The organism is Micromonospora sp. NPDC049107 (assembly GCF_040648595.1).
Taxonomy (GTDB): domain Bacteria; phylum Actinomycetota; class Actinomycetes; order Mycobacteriales; family Micromonosporaceae; genus Micromonospora.
The window spans coordinates 35,835-53,899 of sequence record NZ_JBEZEC010000008.1 but is presented as its reverse complement, the minus strand read 5'-3'; the positions used below and the strand labels follow the sequence as shown (position 1 = coordinate 53,899).

The window sequence follows — 18,065 nt, the reverse complement described above, 5'->3', positions numbered from 1 at the left end:
TGCCACCCACCACAACTCCATGATCGACGGGGTGGTCCGTTCAGCGGCGGGACTGGCGGGAGCGGAGGTAGTCCGACACCACGTACTCGCCCAGGTCGTCGGTGTCGGGGGTGAACATGCGGCCACGGCTGCGTCTCGCCACCGCGTCGATGAAGCGGCGCAGGCCCTCGTCATCGCCGAGCATGAACAGGTTGAGGGTCGCACCGTAGCGGCTGAGCCGGTCCACCTCGCGGACCGTCGCCTCGATCGTCTCCGGCAGCGGCGGCCAGTGGAACAGCGCCTCCCCGTCGTCCGGGTCGAGGTGGGCGGTCGGCTCCCCGTCGGTGACCACCAGCACCACCGGCTCGGCATCCGGATGGCGGCGCAGGTGCCGAGCGGCCAACCGCAGCGCGTGTTGCAGGTTCGTCCCCTGTTGCAGGTCCGGCTCCACGGCCGCCAACTCCTGCTGGGTGAGCGTCGTCGCCTCCCGACCGAAGCCCACGATCTGCAGGGCGTCCTGTGGAAAACGGGTCTCCATCAGGTGCGCCAACGCCAGCGCCGTCTGCTTCATCGGCCCCCAACGACCCTGCGAGATCATCGAGTACGACAGGTCCACGCAGAGCACCACCGCCGCCGAGGCACGCTTCTCGGTCTCCACCACCTCGAAGTCGTCCGCTTCGAGTTGCAGCGGAACCGTCGGCCCGGCCCGGCGCACCGCCCGGGTGAGCGTACGAACCACGTCCAGCGGTTGCTCGTCGCCGTACTCCCACGGGCGGGACGCCCCGCTGACCTCGCCGGCCGCACCCGCCGAACGCAGGTCGTGCTGACCGCGCGGACCGGCCGTCAGGTCGGCGAAGACCCGCCGCAGCGCCGTGCCGCCGAGCCGGCGCAGGGCCTTCGGGCTGAGCGTGAGCCCGTCCGCGTCCCGGCCCACCCAGCCCTGCCGGCGCAGCTCGCGTTCCAGCTCGCGCAGCCGGCGGACGTCGTCGGCCGCGTCCCGGCCCAGCGTCCGGGCCACCGCGTCGACGTCCACGTCGTCAAGCGTGGCCCCGGGGTGTTCCTGGTCGAGCTGATCCAGCAGGTCGTCCAGCTCGCCGATCTCGCCGAGCGCGCCGGCCGCGTCGGCGTAGTCCAACGGCTGGTCGCCCCGGACCCGCTCGCCGCGCCCCCAGCGCAGATCCGGCCGCAGCGCCCGCAGGTTCGCGTCGAGCGCCGACAGCTCACCGGCGAGCCGGTCGCCGAGGGACTGCTGCATCAGACCGGCCAGCTCGGCGCGCTGCCGCTCGGACAGCGAGTTCATCAGCCGCTCACCGGCCGCCGAACGGCGGGCCAGCACGTCGATCAGCTCGTCGACCGTCTCCGGCTGCTCCGGGAAGAAGTCGCCGTGCCGGCGCATGAACTCGGCGAACGCGTCGGTGGTGTCCTCCGCGCGGCCGTGCCGGGCCAGCAGGTCGTTCAGGTCCCGCATCATCTCGGCGAGCCGCTGCTGCGCGGCCGGATCGGCGGACGCGCGCACCGCGTCCCGCAGGCCCGCGAACCGCTGACCGAGCACGTCGTCCCGGAGCTGGTCGAGAATCTGCTGGTACGAACGACGGGCGTCCTCGCTGGCCCACTGGTAGCCGGCCAGCTCCTCGACCGCACGGGCCGTGGAGCGGGGCAGATTGTCCAGCACCGACTCGGCGAACCGCGCGTCGTCGTCGTCGCGGCTCCGCAGCTCGTCACGTTCGGCGGCGAGAGCCTGGTCGAGCAGGGCCTGTGCGCGGGTCACCGCGCCGTCGAGGTCGCCGCGACGAAGCGCCTCGCGGCGCAGCCGTCGCGCCCGAGCCGCCAGGTCGTCCAGCCCGCCCCGCCCCTGCGGGCCACGGCGCAGCAGATCGCGCAGCGCCTGCCGCAGGCTGCCGCCGGCCAGCACCTCGGCGCCGACCGCGTCCACCGCCTCACGCACGTCGTACGGGGGTGCCAGCGGATCGGGCCCGCCGTTCCACTGGCCGTACCGGAACCGGTTGCCGGCCACAGTCAGCCCCGGCCGCCGTAGACGGTGCGCCCGGACTCGGTGACGTCCTTGCCGAGCCGGCGGGTCAGGTGCAGCCCCTCCAGCACGAACTCCACGGCCGCGGCGGCCTCCTCCGGGGTGGGCGCGTCGCCCAGGCCGAGCCGGTCGAGCACCTTGGCCAGACCGGGCACCGTGCCCACCTGGCGCAGCAGCTCGGCGGAGCCGACCAGCTCGCCGGTCTCGATCGCCGTCCCGTCCTCGACGAGAGCGGTGAACCCGGACAGGTCGAGGCCGGCCAGGTGGGCGCGGAACGTCTCGGCGGTCGCGGTCCGCAGCAGGTGCGCCAGGATCTCGACCTCCCGTCCCTCCTCGCCGCTCTCGAACTCCACCTTGCCGCGCAGCGTGCTGGTCACCGACACCGCGTCACCAACGCGGGCCACCGCCGCCTCCGGTGCAAGGAAGGGCACCTTGTTATCGCTTGCGGTTGTAGAGGGGGCCCCTCCTAACACGTCGGCGGAGGCGGCGAGCAAGCCGGCACGACGCAGCGCGGCACCGGCCACCGTCTCGGCGGCGGCGATCGCGAACCGGGCGGAGACTCCGGAGCGCGGGTCCACCGACGGGGATTCCCGCACCGCGCGGGCGAAGCGGGCCAGCACTTCCAGCACGTGCTCGGGGACGGCCGCGACCAGATCCGCCTCCTGGCGGATCAACGCCAGCTCCAACTCCAGGTCGACCGGGTAGTGGGTACGGATCTCCGCGCCGAACCGGTCCTTGAGCGGCGTGATGATGCGACCCCGGTTGGTGTAGTCCTCAGGGTTGGCGCTGGCCACCAGGAGCAGGTCCAGCGGTAGCCGGAGTTGGTAGCCGCGGACCTGGATGTCGCGCTCCTCCAACACGTTGAGCAGCGCCACCTGGATGCGCTCGGCCAGGTCGGGCAGCTCGTTGACGGCGAAGATGCCACGGTTGGTACGCGGCACCAGCCCGAAGTGGATGGTCTCCGGGTCGCCGAGGGTGCGGCCCTGGGCGATCCGGATCGGGTCGACGTCACCGATCAGGTCGCCGACGCTGGTATCCGGGGTGGCGAGCTTCTCGCCGTAGCGCATCGAGCGGTGCAGCCAGCCGATCGGCAGGTCGTCGCCGGCCTCGGCGACCTGGGCGACCGAGGCGGGGGTGAGCGGGCGCATCGGGTGTTCGTTGAGGACCGAGCCCGTGATGACGGGGGTCCACTCGTCGAGCAGCGAGCCCAGGGCGCGGATCAGTCGGGTCTTGCCCTGGCCGCGCTCGCCGAGCAGCACCATGTCGTGCCCGGCGAGCAGAGCACGCTCGACCTCGGGCAGGACGGTGTCGTCGTAGCCGACGATGCCGGGGAAACGGGTCTCGCCGGAGCGCATCCGGGCGAGGAGGTTGTCGCGGAGTTCCTGCTTGACGGTGCGGTACTGGTGACCGGCCGCCCGTAGCGCGCCGAGCGTGCCGGGCAGGTCGGCCGGTGGAACCGGGATTACCGGGGTAGGCGCAGTCACCCGAGTAACGCTAGCTCACATTTTCGGGGGCGCCTCCGGCTTCGGGTGGCACCCCCACGGCCACCCTCAGCCCTGGCCGCAGCGCCGGCAGGCGCCCCGGCGGCGCAGGTGGTACGCGTACGTGGCCGCGCCGAGCGCCACGCCCCACAGCGGCCAGAGCAGCATGGGCGCCCCGGTCAGGCTGGTCCCGCCGGTGAGCTCCCAGAACTGGGGGTTGCTGAGCAGGCCGAGGCTCGCCGCGGTGACGGAGATGGCGACCAGGGTCGCCGGCACCACGGCCAGCTTCACCGGCACCCGACGACCGGCGAGCCCGACCATCCAGCGGGGGAACGTTTCACCCCAACGCTGCACCAGCCCGAGGGTGAGGATCGCGCCGGCGGTGGCGAAGGCGGCCAGCCCGAACCCGGCCCAGACCAGCCCGCTGTCCTGCATCTCGGTCAGGAACTCCCGGGAGATGCCCAGCGGGATGCCCGCCGTCCAGGCGAACCGGATCGCCGCGTACGTCAACGGGATGATCGCCGCGATGCCGGCGGCCCACCGACCCCAGCGGGCGGCGGCGGCCGGGGTGGTCCAGCCACGGTCGGTGCCGTCCCGCCCGCAGGAGACGCAGCTTGCGGCGGTACGGCGTTGCCAGGCGAGCACCGCCCCGGCCAGCAGCAGCCCGCCGAGCAGCGCGGCGAAGCGGCCGAACAGGGCCCAGTTGAAGATGTCGGAGTAGTCGACCGGCGGCCAGCCGAACGGCGCGCCGACGATCAGGATCGGCAGGTAGCCGAGGATGACCAGCACGCGGACGTCCGGCACGACCACGGCGAGCAGGAACACGACCGCCCAGCCGTAGCCGGCGAGCAGTGCCCGCAGCGGGCCGGGTGGCCGGACCGCTGGCCGGCTCATGGCGAGGGCGGCCACGGCGGCGGTCAGCAGGACTCCGGCGAAGAGCGGGGTGGCCACGTCCACCGGCACCAGGCGCAGCAGGCTGACGTCACCGCCGTGGAGGTCGTTCGGGCCGAACGGGTAGCCGGCGCCGGTGAGCGTGCCGAGCAGGGCGAGTACGCCCCACAGGCCGAGCCAACCGGCGGCGAGCGGGGCGAGCCGGTCGGGCCAGCGGGATTCGGTACGGGCTCGAAGGTCATTGATCGTCGTCATGCTCTCAGCCTCGACCGATCGGCGACCGGTTCCCTCCCGGGCGGCGGTGAACCCGCTCCCCCGGCCGAGGGAACGGCCGGGAGCCCTCGGCCGAGGGAACGCCGGGAGCCCTCGACCGGGGGAACGGCCGGGAGCCCTCGGCCGGGGGATCAGCCGGACGGGGTGACGAAGCCGGACTCGTACGCGGCGATGACCGCCTGGGTACGGTCGCGGACGCCCAGCTTGGCCAGCACGTTGCCGACGTGCGTCTTGACCGTCTCCACCCCGACGACCAGGTGCGCGGCGATCTCCGGGTTGGACCGGCCGGTCGCCATCAGCCGCAGCACCTCGGCCTCCCGCTCGGTGAGGCGGGCGGCCTGCAGGCGGTCCCCGCCCACCGGCCCGTACGCCCCGACGAGCTGGCGGATCGCCGCCGGGAACAGCAGCGACTCCCCGGCCGCCACGACGCGGACCGCCTCGATGACCTCCGCCGGGCGGGCCCGCTTCAGCAGGAAGCCGGACGCGCCGGCGCGCAGCGCCTCGTAGACGTACTCGTCGTTGGCGAACGTGGTGATGACCAGCACCCGGGGCGGGTCGGCGGAGGTGGCCAGCAGGTGGCGGGTGGCCTGGATGCCGTCGATGCCGGGCATCCGCACGTCCATCAGCACCACGTCCGGGCGGTGCCGGGCGACCAGGGGCGGCACCTCGGCCCCGTCGGCGGCCTCGGCGAGCACTCGCAGGTCCGGTTGCGCGTCGATGATGGCTCGCAGGCCGACCCGGATCAGCTCGTCGTCGTCGACGATCAGCACGCCGGTGGTCATCGGGCGTCCTCGTACGGCAGGCGGGCTCGGACGAGCCACCGGTCGCCGTGCGGGCCGACGGTGAGCCGGCCGCCGAGCAGCAGCACCCGTTCCCGGATGCCGTCCAGGCCCCGCCCGCCCCGACCCGGATCGGAGCGGCGCTGTCGGCCGAGGGCATTTTCCATCTCCAACTCCAGGGCATCGCGGTGCAGGTCGAGCCGCAGCGTCACCGGCCCGTGGCCGTGGCGGGCGGCGTTGGTCAGTCCCTCCTGGACGATGCGGTAACCCTCCCGGGAGACGACCGCGGGCACCGCCGCGGGATCGCCGGCGCGGCTGTCGTAGACCGTCAGCCCGGCCGCGCGGGCGTCGGTGACCAGCCGGTCCAGGTCGGCGAGCGTACGCTGTGGCGCCACCGAGGGCCGGCCGCCGCCGGTCTCGCGGAGCAGCCCCAGCACGTGGTCCAGCTCGTCCATCGCGGTCCGGCCGGCGTCCTCGATGGCGGTCAGCGCGCGCCGGACGAACTCCGGGTCGGTGTCCAGCACCTCACGGGCGGCGCCGGCCTGGAGGGTCGCCACGGTCAACGCGTGACCGACGGAGTCGTGCAGTTCGCGGGCCAGCCGGTTGCGTTCGGCGAGCCGGGTGGCCCGCGCCTCCAGGGCGGCGATCCGCTCGGCCTGGGCGGGTCCGAGCAGCACCGGGGCCATCGAGACGGCGAGCGCGCCGAGCCCGGCCACGGCGTAGCCGAGGCCCACCAGCAGGGCGACCCCAGCGAGGGTGAGCCAGCCGCTGTCCCGCCCGTCCAGCGGCCCGAACCGTTCCCGGCTGGTCAGCTCGTCGCCCACACCGAACTGCTGCGCGATGAACGCGAGCGCCATCGGCAGGGCGCTGAACAGCGCGGTCATCACCAGCGCGCCGACGATGAGGTGCGTGGCGATCCAGAGCGCGCTGCGCAGGCGGCTCTCCCGATCGCCCCGGTGTCCCGGCGCCGGGTCGGGCAGGTCGACGCCGAGCAGCGCCCGTACGGCCGCGATCTCCAGGGCCCGGCTGCCGTCCAGCAGCAGCGGCACCACGGCGATCAGCGCCGCGACCACCAGCAGGACGTACACCAGCGGGCGGGGGATCTCCGAGTCGGTGAGCATCTGCGCGAAGGTCACCGCGAGGACCCCGTACGGCAGGGCCAGCACGCCGCCGAGCAGCAGGAACACGCCGCGTCGCCAGGTGCTGCCGGCGACCAGCGGGGCCAGCGCCGCGCGGAGGGTCATCCGGTCATTCTGCTGGCGTGGACCGGGTGCGCGACTCCCCCGCAGCGGGGAGATCTCAGCGGTGGTCGGCCACGTACCCCTGCGGGTCCTTGTCGCGGAACGGCAGGTCGCGGCCGTTCTTGTGCTCGCCGTAGAAGGTCAGCCAGCGCTGCCCCAGTTCGGCCCGCAGCTCGAAGCCGGCGTGCCGGCGGAAGTCGGGCAGCGCCTCGTCCTCCTCCTCGGCCAGGTGCTCGCTGTTCTCCCGGCGGGCCGTACCGACCGCGTCCCACCAGGGCTTCGAGCCGACCGGGTGCAGTTTGGACTCGGCGATGGCGTCCCGGATCTTGTTGTGGTCGCCGATCGCGTCTTCGGTCTCGTCCTCGCCGTCGTCGCCGTGCTTGACCAGGTGCGGGTAGAGGATCGCCTCCTCCGCCTCGGCGTGGATGTCCAGGTGCAGGGCGAGGGCGTCCCAGATGGCCAGCAGTTCCTGCTCGTCGCGGGCGTCGTCGAGGCGGGCGAAGCCGCGCCGGAAGGCGGCGTGGTCGTCCAGGATCAGTGCGGTGATGTCGTCCACGTCGCTCACTTTCCGCGGTGCAGGGCCGGTCGTCGGGTCGAAACTACCCCGATGTCCGGCTTTCCACGCCCGATCTCGGGCACGCCGGACCGGGGCTAGGCTCATGATCGTGACCTACCTCGCCGCGGAAGACCGCTACGACACCATGACCTACCGGCGCAGCGGACGCAGTGGCCTGCGGCTGCCCGCCGTCTCTCTCGGCCTGTGGCACAACTTCGGCCCGGACCGCCCGTACGAGCGCCAGCGGGACATCGTCCGGCGCGCGTTCGACCTCGGCGTCACCCACTTCGACCTGGCGAACAACTACGGCCCGCCGCCCGGCTCGGCGGAGGAGAACTTCGGCCGGATGCTCGCCACCGACCTGAAGCCGTACCGGGACGAGCTGGTCATCTCCAGCAAGGCCGGATATCTGATGTGGCCCGGCCCGTACGGCGAGTGGGGCTCGCGTAAGAACCTGATCTCGTCGTTGGACCAGTCGCTGGGCCGGATGGGCCTCGACTACGTCGACATCTTCTACTCGCACCGGTTCGACCCGGACACCCCGCTGGAGGAGACGATGGGCGCGCTGGACGCCATCGTCCGCTCCGGCAAGGCCCTCTACGTGGGCATCTCCAACTACAACTCGGAGCAGACCACGAGGGCCGCGGCGATCCTGCGCGACCTGGGCACGCCGCTGCTGATCAACCAGCCGTCGTACTCGATGCTCAACCGCTGGACCGAGGACGACGGCCTGCTCGACACGCTGGAGCAGGTCGGCGCCGGCTGCATCGCGTACAGCCCGCTCGCGCAGGGCCTGCTGACGGACCGCTACCTCAAGGGCATCCCGGCCGACTCGCGGGTGCGGACCAGCGTCTTTCTCAACGAGAGCGACCTCGGCGACGAGAAGATGGCCACCATCCGGGGGCTCGGCGCGGTCGCCGAGCGGCGCGGTCAGTCCCTGGCCCAGCTCGCGCTGGCCTGGGCGCTGCGCGATGCGCGGATGACCAGCCTCATCATCGGGGCGAGCAGCGTCGAGCAGTTGGAGACCAACGTCGCCGCCGTGCACAACCTCGACCTGGGCACCGAGGACCTGGCCGAGATCGACCGCCTGTTGGGCTGACCGCCGGATCGCGGGCGGGCCGGGTCACCAGATCCGGCGCCGCCCGGCCCGGTGGTTGCGCACCTCGCACCGTGGTCCCGTCGGCGCGACGGGGTCGCGTCGCCGCCGACCCACGCCGACCAGTACCGCCAGGACCAGCACGACGGCCGCGCCGGCCAGCACCGGCCACCGGCCGTCGAGGTCGCGCACCGACGCCACCGGCACGCCCGGGTCGGCCGCCGCCGCCACCGCCGACTCGCTGGCGACCGGCCGGCTCGCGGGGGTACGCGCCGACGCCTTCGCCGACGCGCGCGTCCCGGTCCCGCCCGGGGCGGCGAAGACCACGTCGGAGCAGGAGTAGTAGGTGTCCGGGGTGTTGGAGTTCTGCCAGATCGTGTAGATCAGGTGACGGCCGGTACGCCCCGTGGGCAGCCGACCGGCCAGTTGGTACGCGCCGGCCCGCACCGGCGGGTCGGTCCGCGTCAGGAACGGACGCGGCTCCAGATCTGCCCAGGTGAGCCGTTTACGCGGGTCGTAGTCGGGCGTGGTGACGTAGAGCCGGAAGGTGCCCCGGTGCTCGATGGTGGTCCGGTACCGGAAGGTGAACGTCGCGCCGGTGGTCAACCGGGTGCTCGGCCAGTCGGTCCGGGGCAGGTCCAGCCCCTGGTACGCGGAGAGCCCGCCGCTGCACAGCTCCCCGTCCGGGATCCGTTCCCGGTCCCGACCGTTGATGGCCGCGACGCGTACGTTGTCCCATTCGCGCACCGCCGCGCCGGCCGCCACGGCCGCCCGGCAGGCGCTGGTCGACGCGTACCGGCCCTCGGGCCCACAGGCCGCCGCCCGGCTGACCGGATCGGTGGGGGCGCCGTGCGCCCAGCCGGGCGCCGCGCCCAGCGGTGCCGCCGCCATGACGACGAGCACCACGACGAGCATCCGACGCACCCTCATGGCTTGAACCTCCCGCCACTGGTACGGGCGCGGGAGGTCAAAGGTTCGACACCCGGGGCCTGGGAATCACGCGGCGGGCACCGGCGTTCCGATAACCGGTACGGATTTCAGGCCAGACCCCCAGGCCGAGGAGGCAGACATGAAGGTACGTAGCTCGTTGCGTGCGCTCAAGCAGAAGCCCGGTTCGGTGGTGGTCCGTCGTCGCGGCCGGGTGGTCGTGGTGAACCGCGCGAACCCGCAGTGGAAGAGCCGCCAGGGCTGATACGCCTCTTAGCGGACATACAGTCGAGAACGCCCCGACCGGGACCATCCGGTCGGGGCGTTTCGCGTAGCCGTTCTCGACGAGCGGTGCGCGTGACTCGATGGCATCATCCCTCCTGATCAAGCATGTTCATCGATCGAGGGGGCGACGGTGCACGGACCAGACAGAACAGCGACCCGACGGCGTACACGACAGTTCACCGCCGGCGTGGTCGGCGTGTTGGCGGCCCTGGCGGCCGTGCCGGCACCCGCGTGGGCGGCCACCTGGTCGCCGATCCAGGTCGTGTCGGAGCCCGGCTGGAGCGGGCTGGACCAGCCCTTCGTGGCGGTCGACCGGCAGGGCGACTCGCTGCTCGCCTGGGCGGGCTGCGACAACAACGCGAGTAGCTGCAACGACCAGGTGAAGGCGCAGCTCGTCTCGGTCGACGGCACAGCCGGCCCGGTCCAGACGCTCTCGCCGCTCGGCGCGTCCGCCTTCTGGCCCAAGGTCGCGTCCGACGACGACGGCGACTCGGCCGTGGTGTGGACGCAGGACGGCCTCGTGGCCGGCCGGCGGGTGTCCGCCACCGGCGAGCTGGGTCCGCTGCAGATGATCGCCACGTGGCACGGGGTGAGTCCGGCCGTCGCGGTCGACCCGTCAGGGCTGGCGCTGGTCACCTGGACCGAGATCCGCGACGGCGCGTACACGACGAAGGCCCGCTACTTCGGCGCGGACAGCTCCCTCGGCCCCGAGCTGACCCTCGGTGTCGGCGTGGACCAGCCGGTAGTGGGCGTCGACCGCGCCGGGACCGCCGTCGTCGCCTGGACGGAGAGCTACGAGCGCGTCGTCGCGCGTCGGGTCCGCCCGGAGGGGGTCGCGCCGCTGCGCGTCATCGCCGGACGGGCCACCGATGTTAGGTACGCCAGCGTCTCGCTCGCCGTGGACCGGGACGGCGATGCGGTGATCAGCTACCGGTGGTCCAAGGCGGGTGAGCCGCCCCGCCTGCGGGCCCGGCACTACAGCCACGCCGACACGTTGGGCAGCGTCCTCAGCGTCTCGCCGGCCGCCCACGAGCTGAGCCTCTTCGACGAACTCGCCGGCGATCTCGACGGCGACGCGGTGCTGACCTGGGGCCGCTGGACTCCCGAGGGTATCCAGGTCTTCGCCCGCTCGATCTCCTCCACCGGAGTGCTCGGCACGGTCACCCGGCTCGGCGTCGGCGACTGGCCGAAGGTCGCCCTGGACGACGACGGCGACGGCCTGGTCACCTGGCAGGCTTGGGGTCCGGACGTCTCCACCACGCAGGTGCACGCCCGGACGATCGGCCAGGACGGCACGTTCGGGGCGGACGAGATCATCGCCCCCGACGGGCGGTACGCGCAGCCGGCGTCCAGCCCGACCGGCCGCTTCTCGGTGATCTGGCAGAAGGCGTCCTACGAGTACGACATCCGGGCGCGCTTCGGCCAGTAGCCCGACGGCGAGACGCCCTGACCGCCGCCTCGGTCAGGGCGTCTCGCGCAACTCCGCTACCGGAGCTGTCGGAGTTGACTCTTGTCGGGTTTGCCGCTGGCGGCGAGCGGGACCCGGTCGATGACCGTGACGGTGCGCGGCACCGCGAGGTCGCCCACCTGTGCGGCCACGAGCTTGCGCAGCAGGTCCGGATCGGGTGTCCTCCCGGCCGCCGGCACCACGAACGCGTGCACGGCCTCGCCGGTCGCCTCGTCCGAATCGCCGACGACGTACGCCTCGGCGATCGTGGGGTCAGCGGCGAGCGCCCGCTCCACCGCTCCGGCATGGACCAACTGCGCGTTGATGATGATCACGTCCCGGGTGCGCCCGAGCAGCCGCAGGTAACCGTCGGCGTCGAGTTCACCCAGGTCACGGGTCCGCACCCAGCCGTCCACGAACACCTCGGCCGACTCGTCCGGGTCCTGCCAGTACGACGATGCCTGCGCGGGTGTGCGGACGTAGATCTCCCCGTCGCGAAGAGCGACCTCCACGGCCGGGCGGCCGACCGTGGCGAGGGTGGCGGGGTCGGTCAGCATCTCGGCGGGGGTCACCATCGCGATCATCGACGTCTCGGTCTGGCCGTAGCCGTGGAAGAGCACCGGACCCAGCACGTCGAGCGCCTCGGCCAGTCGGCCCGGCGCGAGGGGCGAGCCGGAGACCATCAGCGCCCGCAGGTGACGCAGGTCCACCGGGTGGGAGCGCTGGTCCCGGATCAACTGGTGCAGCTTGCCGACCGTGATCACGCTCGCCGTGGCCCGGTGTTCGACCAGGGCGTCCGGGAAGACCGGCCGGGGCGCCACGACGAGGGTGCCGCCCGCCACGAGGGAGAGGATGCCGTACTCCAGCATCACCTGACTGGCCAGCGAGCCGAAGACCAGGTAGCGCTGCATCCGGGTGGCCAGTTCGGCGACGGCCGGGGGCCACCGGTCCGGGTACGGGACCCAGGACGCCGACATGGCGGCGTAGGTCTGGACCACGCCCTTCGGTGTTCCCGTGCTCCCACTGGTCCAGATGATCCGTGCGGGATCCTCGGCCCGTCCCGCCGCGACGAGTGCCAGCCCGTCGTCAGGCTGCTCGGTGAACGAGGCCAGCCGAGTCGGGTCGACCACGAGGGAGCCGGACAGTTGTGCCGGGCTCAGGTCCGCACGCCACCCGGACACCCGCGCGCCCACGGCGAAGGCGGCAACCGTGGCGGCGAAGGCCGCGGCGGTGACCGGCAGGTCGAGCGTGACACCCACGCCCGGCCCCGCGCCGCACGAGCGCAGCCCGGCCGCGATACGCCGGATCAGCCCCGCCATCTCCGACGCGGTCGTGACGACCGGCCCGTCCTCGAAGACCGGCCGGTCCCCGCCGGCGCTCAGGAGGTCCAGGACTGGTTGCGGCCAGACGTCAGCGGGCATCGGCGAGGACACCCTTGACGAAGACCTCAAGGGGCTGCTGATGCACGGTCGGCAGGTCCCAGGTGTTCTCCAGGTTCTCCGCCAGGTGGTGCTCGGCGACGACCTGCCCGTCGCGCCACACCCGCACCACCGGGTGGAGGTAGGTGGCGTCCTGGGCGGCCGTCGCGTCGTTCTCGGCCGGGCGCGGCACGGTGATGTCGAACGGGTCGACGTGGTCGTGGTCGGGGCCGTACTCGAGGGTGATCACGAGCGCGAACACGTCCGGCTCCGCGTCCCGCAGATAGGCGACCGGCACCTCCTGCCGGTAGCGGGCGGCCTCGCCCTCGACCGTGATCACGTCGCCGAGCACCGAGAACTGCTGCCACAGCGCCGAGGTCACGTTGATCCGGGCGATGATCGAGGCGGCGATCGCCTCCGGCGTCAGCGCGACCTGCCGGGACGGCCAGGGCTCACCGTGGTGCCGCTCGCGGATGATGTGGTGCAGTGCCCGGGTGGCGTAGCGGAAGCCGTGGATGAAGCCGTTCGTGGACTTCTTGAAGTCACGCTGCTGACTGAGGGTGCCGGCGAAGTAGAGGCCGGGAACGTTCACCGACTCGAAGGCCGGGGTCTGCGCCGGGAACCGATCGTTGATGACCAACTCCGGCCGGGCCGACTCGGCGAAGAGGGACGCGTCGAAGCGGAACCCGGTGCAGAGGATGATCCGGTCGTACTCGAGTTCGCGCAGATTCTCGACCGTCCGGGCGTACCGGAAGAGCACCCGGTACCCGCCGCCCTCCCGCTGACTGATCCGCTCCACCGTGCCGTCCAGGACGGCGTTCTGCGACTTCAACTGATAGGTGTCCAGGAAGTTGTTGTTCACCGCGCGCAGGTGACCGACGTAATGGGTCTGCCAGGCCAGCCTGATGGAGTGCGGTCCGGCGACATGAATCGTCGCGGCGGTCTCGATCAGCGCGTCAGCGGTCTCGAATGCCGAGTTTCCCTTACCGACGATCAACACCCGCTGGTTGACGAAATCGGCGGGGTCGACGCTCACCGTGTCGTAGCGTTCGACCAGTTCCACGCCCTCGATCGGCGGCACGTAGAGCTGGGAGACGCCGGTGGCGACGACGACTCTGCGGGCCTTGAAGACCTGGTCGCCGGCCTGCACCGTGAACACGTCACCGGTCTTCGACACCGCCGTTACCCGGGTGTCGTAACGGACGCGCAGACCTCGCGCGAAGTCGGCGAGATAACGCACCAGATCCTCAGCGGCGGGGAAGTAACGCGTGCTGTAGTTCTTGAACAGCAGCGCCGGATCGTCGGACAGCAGCGAGTTCCAGTCCGACCGTAGATTGAACTCGGGGTCCGCCGAGCCGGTCCACACCTTGTTGATCGAGATCAACTGGCGGTGCCGGGGATAGGTCTCGAAGAACATGCCCGGACGGGGGCCGCCCTCCAGCACCACATAGTCGTGACCGTCGCGCTCGAGCAGGGCCGCGAGCTGCAAACCCGCCGGTCCGGCTCCGATGATCAGGCAATCGTGCGTCATGCGGCGAAATGTACTGAGGCGATTTCAGAGCGCTCTGAGAAACTGTTTCTAGCATCCGGTTCCATGACGATTCAGGTGGATCTGGCAGCACCGCTGCGCCCCGCCGACCTGCGCCTCGCGGCCGGCCCGGTCACGCTCGTGATCAGCGACGAGGTGCGCGGCCGGGTGACGAGCGGCCGGACGTTCCTCGGCAAGGCACTCGGCGACGACCGGGCCATCTACGGCGCCACCACCGGCTTCGGGGCGCTGGTGGGGTACGCGGGCCGAGCCGACCAACGCGACCAGGCCGACAACACCCTCGCCCACCTCGGCGCGGGTCAGGGACCCGACCTCGCCCCGGATGTCGTACGCGCGACGCTGCTGGTCCGCGCCTGGTCCCTGGCCCGGGGCGCGTCCGGGGTCTCGCCGCACGTGATCGACGCGCTCGCGGCCATGCTCGGCACGACGTTCACGCCGGCGATGCCCCGGCTCGGCTCGGTGGGCGCCAGCGGCGATCTGATCCCGCTCGGTGCCGCCGCCCAGGCGCTGCGCGGCCGTGGACACGCCTATGTGGACGGCGTCCGGATGCCTGCCGGGGACGCGCTGACGAAGGCCGGGCTGGAGCCGCTGCCGCTCGACGGCCGGGACGCGCTCGCGCTCGTCAACGGCACGTCGCTGACCACCGCGGCGCTGACCCTCGCCCTGGCCCGGGTCCGCACCGCGCACCGTGTGGTCCAGACGCTGACGTGCCTCCTCGCGGACCTGCTCGGCAGCGACCCGCAGTTCCTCGACCCCGCCCTGCTGGCCGCCTACGGCCACTCCGGCGCCATCGACGTCGGCGCCGCGATGCGGGCGACCTGTGCCGGGCTGCGGCCGTCCGGCAGCAGACCCCTGCAGGAGCCGTACAGCATCCGCTGCGCGCCGCAGTTGCTCGGAGCGGCCGAGGACGCCCTGCGCTACGTGGACGGCGTCGTGGCGGCCGACCTCGGCGGGGTGAGCGACAACCCGCTGTTCTTTCCGGACGACGACAAGGTCGTGCACGGCGGTAACTTCTTCGGTCAGCCCGCCGCCTTCGCCGCCGACGTCCTGTCCATGGTGATCGCCCAGATCGGCAACCTCGCGGAGCGCCAGCTCGACCTGCTGGTGGATCCGGGTCGCAACGGCGGGCTGCCGCCGATGCTCGCGGCGGGGCCGGGGCAGCAGCACGGGTTACAGGGCGTCCAGCTCGCGTCGACGGCGCTCATCACCGAGATCAGGCGGGACACCGTGCCCGCGAGCGCGCAGAGCCTCCCCACCAACCTGCACAACCAGGACGTCATCCCGCTCGGCACCCAGGCCGCGCTCCGCGCCCTGGACCAGGCGGAACTCCTGCGCCTGATCACCGGTTCGCTCGGACTGGGTCTGCGCCAGGCGGTGCATGTCGGAGCGCGCCGCCCGACGGCGGTGGGCTGCGACCGTGCTCTGCGGGCCCTGGAGGAGGCGATACCCCCGGTCGACCCGGACCGACCACTCGACGGGGACGTACGAACGGCGGTCGCGATTCTGGAAGAGCTTGAAAAATCTCTGATTTCCGACTCGTACGGTGAGCGCCGTGATGCTTGATTACCTGATCATCGGGGCCGGTCCGGCCGGTCTTCAGCTCGCCGCCCTGCTCGAAGCCGACGGCACGCGCGACTATCTGGTGCTGGAGGGCGCCGACGGGCCGGGGGCGTTCTTCGCCACCTATCCGCGGCACCGGACACTCATCTCGATCAACAAGCCGCACACCGGCACGGACGATCCTGAGCTGAATCTGCGGCTCGACTGGAACTCCCTGCTCACCGACGATCCGGCGCTGCTGTTCACGCAGTACACCGAGCGGTACTTCCCGGATGCCGACGTGATGGTGCGCTACCTCGCGGACTTCGCCGCGAAGACGGGCGTCAAGGTCAGGTACGGCACCCGGGTGACCCGGGTGTCCAAGCACGACGACGTCTTCACGGTCGAGGCCGGCGACCAGCGCTGGGAGGCCCGCGCGGTGATCGTCGCCACCGGCGTCTCGAAGACCTACGAGCCGGACATCGCCGGATTCGAGCTGGCCGAGGGGTACGACGTGATGAGCGTCGAGCCGCGTGACTATCTCGACCAGAAGGTCCTCATCATCGGCAAGGGCAACTCCGCCTTCGAGACCGCCGACAGCCTCATGGAGACCACGACACTGATCCACGTCGCAGGGCCCAGCTCGGTCCGGATGGCGTGGCGTACCCACTACGTCGGGCACCTGCGCGCGGTGAACAACAACTTCCTGGACACCTATCAGCTCAAGTCCGCGAACGCGATCCTCGACGGCACGATCAAGAGCATCGAGCGCGACGGTACGGGGTACAAAGTCACGTTCAGCTTCTCCCGGGCCAACGAGGTCGTGAAGGAACTGCACTACGACCGGGTGCTGGCGTGTACCGGATTCCGGTTCGATGCCTCGATCTTCGATTCCTCGGCCCGACCCCAGCTCGCCATCAGGGACCGATTCCCGGCCCAGACCGAAGCGTGGGAGTCGGTGAACGTGCCGGGGCTGTTCTTCGCCGGGACGATCTCGCAGGTACGCGACTTCAAGAAGTCCACGAGCGGTTTCGTGCACGGCTTCCGCTACGCCGTACGCGCTCTGCACCGGATCCTCTCCCGCCGGTACGACGCCACGGACTGGCCGTCGGACAGGCTCGCCGCCGAGCCGGCGGCCATGACCGCGGCCGTCATCGCAAGGGTCAACCGCAGCTCGGCCCTGTGGCAGCAGTTCGGGTTCCTCGCCGACGTGCTCACCGTCGCCGGAGACGAGGCCCGGTACCACGAGGAGGTGCCGGTGGACTACCTCGTGTCGACGGGCCTGCACACCGCCGACCACGAGTACGACCAGGCATTCGTCGTCACGCTGGAGTACGGGCCCGACCACGACCAGGTCGACCCGTTCGACATCACCGTGTCCCGGGTCGCCCAGGATGTCGTGGGGCAGGCGCACGACGCGGCGTACCTGCACCCGGTGGTCCGTTACCACCGCGATGGCCAGTTGATCAGCACCCACCACCTTGCCGAGAACCTGGAGAACCGGTGGGATCGGCCGGACGTCCACGTTGGGCCACTCGAGGAGTTTCTCCGCCGTTGCCTGTCCGGTGCCGAGGGCTGACATGGACCCCGTCCACCAGGACTTCTTCGAGGGCGGCGCCGGGCGGGAGCGCACCCTGGCCGGCAACGAGGAGGCCTTCGCGCGACGGTGGCTCGTGCCCCGGGTGCTCCGGGCGACCGGCGAGCGCGACCTGCGGACCACGGTGGCCGGCACGTCGCTGGCCGCACCGGTGCTGGTCGCTCCGACGGCCTTCCACCGGCTCGCGCATCCCGAGGGCGAGGTGGCCACCGCGCGGGGGGCTGCGGCGGCCGGCACGGCGATGGTGGTGAGCATGGCCGCCACCCAACCGGTCGAGAAGATCGCGGCGGCCGGCGGGACGCTGTGGTTCCAGCTGTACCCGCAACCCGACCTCGACTTCACGGAGTACGTGGTCAAGCGCGCCGAATCGGCGGGCTGCCAGGCGCTGGTGGTGACCGTGGACTCTCCGGTGTTCGGAAGGCGCGAGCGTGACCAACGCAACGGCTTTACGGACCTGCCGCCCGGCTACGCCTGCGAGAACATGCGCGACGCGACAGGGCGGGTGCGTTCGATCGCGATGGACGCGACGGCGGGGTGGGACCGGATCGGGTGGCTGCGCGGTGTCACGGGACTACCGATCCTGCTCAAAGGAATCCTGCATCCCGCGGACGCCCGCCTCGCGGTCCAGCACGGTGCCGCCGGTGTGATCGTGTCCAACCACGGCGGACGACAGCTCGACGGGACGGTTCCCACGCTCGACGCGCTGCCCGCGGTGGTGGCAGCCGTGCAGGGGCAGCTTCCGGTGCTGCTCGACGGGGGTGTGCGCGGCGGCACCGACGTGGTGGTCGCGCTGGCGCTCGGAGCGCGGGCGGTGCTGGTGGGGCGGCCGGTGGTGCGGGGGCTCGCGGCGGCCGGGTCGGTGGGCGTACGGGAGGTGCTCGAACGGATCACAGGCGAGCTGGATCATGCCCTCGCCCTGGCCGGAGCGCGGCGACCGGCCGACCTGACGCCGGATGTGGTGGTGACCCGGTGAAGGCC

Annotated in this window: 15 protein-coding genes; 6 read left to right on the top strand and 9 right to left on the bottom strand. The window is 71.9% G+C overall.

Features of this window, described 5'->3' with window-relative positions:
- Positions 1–40: 40 nt before the first annotated feature.
- The 6 genes from AB0B55_RS20230 to AB0B55_RS20205 all read right to left on the bottom strand — a co-directional run bounded on the left by AB0B55_RS20230 (position 41) and on the right by AB0B55_RS20205 (position 7,229).
- Entirely contained in the window at positions 41–1,993 is a 1,953-nt protein-coding gene (locus tag AB0B55_RS20230) for a VWA domain-containing protein (protein ID WP_357127939.1), read from the bottom strand.
- Between the two features lie 2 nt (positions 1,994–1,995).
- The gene (locus tag AB0B55_RS20225) at positions 1,996–3,492 is read right to left on the bottom strand and encodes a sigma 54-interacting transcriptional regulator (protein ID WP_357172853.1); all 1,497 of its coding nucleotides are present in this window, start codon (positions 3,490–3,492) and stop codon (positions 1,996–1,998) included.
- Between the two features lie 66 nt (positions 3,493–3,558).
- A complete protein-coding gene (locus tag AB0B55_RS20220; RefSeq protein WP_357127945.1) occupies positions 3,559–4,635 on the bottom strand; it encodes a hypothetical protein in 1,077 nt (358 codons plus the stop codon).
- Between the two features lie 149 nt (positions 4,636–4,784).
- Entirely contained in the window at positions 4,785–5,435 is a 651-nt protein-coding gene (locus tag AB0B55_RS20215; RefSeq protein WP_357172851.1) for a response regulator transcription factor, read from the bottom strand.
- A complete protein-coding gene (locus tag AB0B55_RS20210) occupies positions 5,432–6,676 on the bottom strand; it encodes a histidine kinase (protein ID WP_357172848.1) in 1,245 nt (414 codons plus the stop codon). The genes AB0B55_RS20215 and AB0B55_RS20210 overlap by 4 nt, the downstream gene beginning before the upstream one ends.
- A gap of 55 nt (positions 6,677–6,731) precedes the next feature.
- On the bottom strand, positions 6,732–7,229 hold the full coding sequence (locus tag AB0B55_RS20205) for a hemerythrin domain-containing protein (RefSeq protein WP_357172845.1): 498 nt from the start codon (positions 7,227–7,229) through the stop codon (positions 6,732–6,734).
- A 103-nt stretch (positions 7,230–7,332) separates the two neighbouring features.
- On the opposite strand from AB0B55_RS20205, the gene mgrA reads away from it, so the two are divergent.
- Positions 7,333–8,328 (top strand): L-glyceraldehyde 3-phosphate reductase, encoded by a 996-nt coding sequence (gene mgrA / locus AB0B55_RS20200; protein WP_357172842.1) that lies wholly within the window; start codon positions 7,333–7,335, stop codon positions 8,326–8,328.
- 24 nt (positions 8,329–8,352) lie between these two features.
- On the opposite strand, the gene AB0B55_RS20195 is transcribed toward mgrA, so the two are convergent.
- On the bottom strand, positions 8,353–9,255 hold the full coding sequence (locus AB0B55_RS20195) for a lytic polysaccharide monooxygenase (RefSeq protein ID WP_357172839.1): 903 nt from the start codon (positions 9,253–9,255) through the stop codon (positions 8,353–8,355).
- Positions 9,256–9,394: 139 nt separating this feature from the next.
- Here AB0B55_RS20195 and AB0B55_RS20190 point away from each other — a divergent pair, with 139 nt between their 5' ends.
- The gene (locus AB0B55_RS20190; protein WP_030490864.1) at positions 9,395–9,517 is read left to right on the top strand and encodes a 50S ribosomal protein L36; all 123 of its coding nucleotides are present in this window, start codon (positions 9,395–9,397) and stop codon (positions 9,515–9,517) included.
- A gap of 150 nt (positions 9,518–9,667) precedes the next feature.
- Positions 9,668–10,966, top strand: a complete 1,299-nt coding sequence (locus AB0B55_RS20185; protein ID WP_357172836.1) for a hypothetical protein — start codon at positions 9,668–9,670, stop codon at positions 10,964–10,966.
- Positions 10,967–11,022: 56 nt separating this feature from the next.
- On the opposite strand, the gene AB0B55_RS20180 is transcribed toward AB0B55_RS20185, so the two are convergent.
- Positions 11,023–12,405: a fatty acid--CoA ligase family protein gene (locus AB0B55_RS20180; protein WP_357172833.1), complete on the bottom strand. Its 1,383-nt coding sequence runs from the start codon at positions 12,403–12,405 to the stop codon at positions 11,023–11,025.
- Positions 12,395–13,933: an NAD(P)-binding domain-containing protein gene (locus tag AB0B55_RS20175; protein ID WP_357172830.1), complete on the bottom strand. Its 1,539-nt coding sequence runs from the start codon at positions 13,931–13,933 to the stop codon at positions 12,395–12,397. Before AB0B55_RS20175 ends, AB0B55_RS20180 begins: the two co-directional genes overlap by 11 nt.
- A gap of 63 nt (positions 13,934–13,996) precedes the next feature.
- Here AB0B55_RS20175 and AB0B55_RS20170 point away from each other — a divergent pair, with 63 nt between their 5' ends.
- The 3 genes from AB0B55_RS20170 to AB0B55_RS20160 are packed head-to-tail and all read left to right on the top strand — an operon-like array spanning position 13,997 to position 18,060.
- On the top strand, positions 13,997–15,514 hold the full coding sequence (locus AB0B55_RS20170; RefSeq protein WP_357127973.1) for an aromatic amino acid ammonia-lyase: 1,518 nt from the start codon (positions 13,997–13,999) through the stop codon (positions 15,512–15,514).
- Positions 15,507–17,069, top strand: a complete 1,563-nt coding sequence (locus tag AB0B55_RS20165; protein ID WP_357173319.1) for an FAD-dependent oxidoreductase — start codon at positions 15,507–15,509, stop codon at positions 17,067–17,069. The genes AB0B55_RS20170 and AB0B55_RS20165 overlap by 8 nt, the downstream gene beginning before the upstream one ends.
- Position 17,070: 1 nt before the next feature.
- The gene (locus AB0B55_RS20160; RefSeq protein WP_357127976.1) at positions 17,071–18,060 is read left to right on the top strand and encodes an alpha-hydroxy acid oxidase; all 990 of its coding nucleotides are present in this window, start codon (positions 17,071–17,073) and stop codon (positions 18,058–18,060) included.
- The last annotated feature ends 5 nt before the right edge of the window (positions 18,061–18,065 follow it).

What these genes read in the sequence shown, in the direction of transcription:
- AB0B55_RS20220 (WP_357127945.1), bottom strand. Translation starts at nt 4,635, where the DNA reads ATGACGACGATCAATGACCTTCGAGCCCGTACCGAATCCCGCTGGCCC.
- AB0B55_RS20215 (WP_357172851.1), bottom strand. Translation starts at nt 5,435, where the DNA reads ATGACCACCGGCGTGCTGATCGTCGACGACGACGAGCTGATCCGGGTC.
- AB0B55_RS20210 (WP_357172848.1), bottom strand. Translation starts at nt 6,676, where the DNA reads ATGACCCTCCGCGCGGCGCTGGCCCCGCTGGTCGCCGGCAGCACCTGG.
- mgrA (WP_357172842.1), top strand. Translation starts at nt 7,333, where the DNA reads ATGATCGTGACCTACCTCGCCGCGGAAGACCGCTACGACACCATGACC.
- AB0B55_RS20195 (WP_357172839.1), bottom strand. Translation starts at nt 9,255, where the DNA reads ATGAGGGTGCGTCGGATGCTCGTCGTGGTGCTCGTCGTCATGGCGGCG.
- AB0B55_RS20190 (WP_030490864.1), top strand. Translation starts at nt 9,395, where the DNA reads ATGAAGGTACGTAGCTCGTTGCGTGCGCTCAAGCAGAAGCCCGGTTCG.
- AB0B55_RS20180 (WP_357172833.1), bottom strand. Translation starts at nt 12,405, where the DNA reads ATGCCCGCTGACGTCTGGCCGCAACCAGTCCTGGACCTCCTGAGCGCC.
- AB0B55_RS20175 (WP_357172830.1), bottom strand. Translation starts at nt 13,933, where the DNA reads ATGACGCACGATTGCCTGATCATCGGAGCCGGACCGGCGGGTTTGCAG.
- AB0B55_RS20170 (WP_357127973.1), top strand. Translation starts at nt 13,997, where the DNA reads ATGACGATTCAGGTGGATCTGGCAGCACCGCTGCGCCCCGCCGACCTG.
- AB0B55_RS20165 (WP_357173319.1), top strand. Translation starts at nt 15,507, where the DNA reads ATGCTTGATTACCTGATCATCGGGGCCGGTCCGGCCGGTCTTCAGCTC.
- AB0B55_RS20160 (WP_357127976.1), top strand. Translation starts at nt 17,071, where the DNA reads ATGGACCCCGTCCACCAGGACTTCTTCGAGGGCGGCGCCGGGCGGGAG.